Annotated in this window: 4 protein-coding genes; 1 reads left to right on the top strand and 3 read right to left on the bottom strand. The window is 62.1% G+C overall.

What is annotated here, in order from left to right; translation table 11 throughout:
* From WBF74_RS03150 to WBF74_RS03140, 3 genes are all read right to left on the bottom strand, one after another.
* Positions 1-983, bottom strand: a 983-nt coding sequence (locus tag WBF74_RS03150) for a chromosome segregation SMC family protein (RefSeq protein ID WP_424435037.1), incomplete at its 3' end; no start/stop codon positions are given.
* A gap of 51 nt (positions 984-1034) precedes the next feature.
* Complete coding sequence (locus WBF74_RS03145; RefSeq protein ID WP_424435034.1) at positions 1035-1757, bottom strand: DsbA family protein; 723 nt, start codon at positions 1755-1757, stop codon at positions 1035-1037.
* Positions 1758-1879: 122 nt separating this feature from the next.
* The gene (locus tag WBF74_RS03140) at positions 1880-2425 is read right to left on the bottom strand and encodes a DUF721 domain-containing protein (RefSeq protein WP_424435031.1); all 546 of its coding nucleotides are present in this window, start codon (positions 2423-2425) and stop codon (positions 1880-1882) included.
* Positions 2426-2550: 125 nt separating this feature from the next.
* On the opposite strand from WBF74_RS03140, the gene WBF74_RS03135 reads away from it, so the two are divergent.
* Positions 2551-3102 (top strand): A/G-specific adenine glycosylase (locus WBF74_RS03135; protein WP_424435040.1); only part of this gene is annotated, 552 nt, incomplete at its 3' end.

Raw genomic sequence — 3102 nt, 5'->3', positions numbered from 1 at the left:
AGGTCATGGCCGATCTGCTCAAGCCGGGCGGTGAGCCGCGCCGCCTGTTCCTTCGCGCGTGCTTCTTCGGCGTCGAGATTTTCGCGCTCAACGGTGAGGCGGTGGAGGCGCGCTGCCGCTTCTGCTTCCTTCTCGCGGAGCGGCGGAAGGCGGTCTGCGGCTTCCGCTTCAATGGTCGTTGCGGCGGCTGCTTCGCGCGTCAGTTCCGCAACACGCTGATCGGTTTCGACGAGCTTTTCTTCCGACTGTTTCAGCGAGGCTGTCGCATGTTCCCAGCGCAGATGGAGAAGGATCGCTTCCGTCTCACGGATCTGGCCGGAAAGATTGCGATAGCGCACCGCCTGCCGCGCCTGCCGCTTGAGGCTCGCAAGCTGGGATTCAACCTGCGCCACCACGTCATCAAGACGGGTGAGGTTTGTTTCGGCCGCCCGCAGGCGAAGCTCCGCCTCATGGCGGCGCGTATAAAGCCCGGTAATGCCCGCAGCTTCTTCCAGAATGCGACGGCGATTGATCGGCTTTGACGAGATGAGCTGCGCAATCTGCCCCTGGCGCACAAGGGCAGGGGAGTGGGCGCCGGTCGAGGCATCGGCAAAGAGAAGCTGCACGTCGCGCGCGCGCACTTCGCGGCCATTGATACGATAGGTCGAGCCCTGATCGCGCTCGATCTTGCGCGATACCTCGATCACATCGAACTCATTATAGGCGGCAGGAGCAGAGCGGTCGCTATTGTCGATATAGAGAACGACTTCCGCATGGTTGCGCGCAGGCCGCCCGCTCGTACCGGCGAAGATCACGTCTTCCATGCCGGAGCCACGCATATTCTTGAACGAATTTTCGCCCATGACCCAGCGCATGGCTTCAAGCAGGTTCGACTTGCCGCACCCGTTGGGGCCGACAATGCCTGTCAGACCCGGCTCGATGATGAGATCGGTCGGATCAACGAAGGATTTGAAACCGGAAAGCCGGAGGCGATTGAACTTCACTGTCTTTCTCGATCTTCTGTGGCGCGCGGAAAAACCTGCGCGGGCACGGGGTTATTCCTGTTCGTCGGCCTGATCGGGGGCGGCAGCGGGGCTGCTCGCGGCGCGGCCAAGCGCCTTGGTAACGAGGGGCTCAAATTCGCTCCACGACAGCGCGCCTTCTACCTTCTCACCATTGATGAAGAAGGTCGGTGTCGAGCGGATGCCGAATTCCTTTGCGCCCCTGGTCGCCACGTCCTTCACGTGGTTGAAGATGCGCTCATCCTTCATGCACTGGTCGAAGCGCTCTTCGGAAAAGCCACCCTGCCGTGCAATGGCTTTCAGGTCCTCCATCGGCGTCTGGGTGAAGGCCCATTCCGGCTGCTTGGCAAAAAGCGTATCCACAAAGCCGAAATAGCGCTCCGGCCCCGCGCAATGCGAGAGCATGAAGCCTGCCGTGGCGATCGGGTCATAGGGGAAGTCGCGCAGGATGTAATAGACCTTGCCCGTCTCAATGTAATTCTTTTCCAGATGCGGGTAGGTGTTGTTGGCGAAGCTCGCGCAATGGTTGCAGGTGAGCGAGGCATACTCGATCACGATCACGGGCGCATTCGGGTCGCCCTTCGCCATGTCGCCCAGCGGCCCCGGCACGAGAAGGTCGCGCTCAAAGGCAGTACCGGGTACCCGGCCCCCCTCCGTCGCGCGCCCATTGGAGCCAAGAAACAGATAGGCAATGACGCCCAGAACAGCGACGAGAACGACGGCAGCGCCAGCAATGATAGCTTTATGTTGATTCACGGGAGCAGGTTCCTACCAGATGTTGGGGTATTATGGCGGTGATGGGCACGCCCCTCAACCAAACCTTTCTGTTGCCTTGGACCGAGAATCGGGACTCACAAGGTGGAACGGCAGTCGGCCCCTCAGAGGTGCGGGCGGCCGCCCTTCTTTCCGCCGGCAGAGCCGATAACCCGCTCGCCCAGCTTTTCCAGCGCCTCTTTAAGCCCCGGCTCGTCGATTTTCTCGAGTTCCTGAGCCAGTTCCGCGCGTTCCTCCGCCGCAAGCGGCCGGATCTTGCGGAAACGGGGTCTCTTTTTCAGGGGCAGCGGCCCCTGCGTGATCTTGAGGCGCTCTACCGCGCCATATCCGTAATAGGCGTTGATCCGCTCGATGATCTGCGGTTCCAGATGGCGGATTTCGAGGGCAACCGGCCCGTCCACACGGATGCTGAGAACGGCGCCGCTGCGCGCCCCGCGATTGTCGCTCGCCGTTCCGCGCGAAAAGGTGAGCTTTTCCGGCGCCGAGAACTCCGCCAGCCCTTCGCCCACGATTTCCGTCCAATGGGCAAGAATATGGGCTTCATGAAAGCCGCGCCTGGCAAAGGCTGTGCGCGCAACCTCCAGCACCCGCGCGCCGATGGGCGGCAGGCGGTGGCGCATGGGCGCGACAGGGCGGGCATACTGGCTCATGCCCCATTGTGACTCGGAAAGCGGAGAGAATCGAGTAGCGCCCTACAGGAAGCGGGGAATGCCGGAACAGGCCGCTTTTCGGCGCCTCATTGACGAGGGCGGCACTTCCGGCCATCTCTGACAGCATGATCGAAGGGCAAACCCGGCATTACGACAAGGCATCTGCCGCGCCGCAGCTTCTGCGCTGGTATGACATTCATGCCCGCCACCTGCCCTGGCGCGCCCGAAAGGGCGAGAGGGTCGACCCCTATGCCGTCTGGCTCTCCGAAATCATGTTGCAGCAGACGACCGTTGCTACGGTCGGGCCTTATTTCGTGCGCTTTCTGGCGCGCTGGCCGCGCGTGGAGGCGCTGGCCGCTGCGCCGCAGGAAGAGGTGATGAAGGAATGGGCGGGGCTTGGCTATTACAGCCGCGCGCGCAACCTTCACGCCTGTGCGAAGGTTATTTCATCCGACTACGGAGGAAAATTTCCCGAGACGGTGGAAGCACTTTCCACACTGCCGGGGATTGGCCCCTATACGGCCGCCGCCATTGCCGCCATTGCCTTTGGCAAGAGCGCGACGGTGGTAGACGGCAATGTGGAGCGCGTTGTAGCGCGGCTGTTCGATCTCCGCGATCCGCTGCCGGCTGTGAAGCCGCAAATCCGCGAGAAGGCTGCAATACTGACGCCGCAAAAG

The organism is Parvibaculum sp., assembly GCF_049672805.1.
In the GTDB taxonomy this organism is placed as follows: domain Bacteria; phylum Pseudomonadota; class Alphaproteobacteria; order Parvibaculales; family Parvibaculaceae; genus Parvibaculum.
Note: the sequence above shows the minus strand (reverse complement) of the source record. Positions and strands in the feature narration are given on the sequence as shown.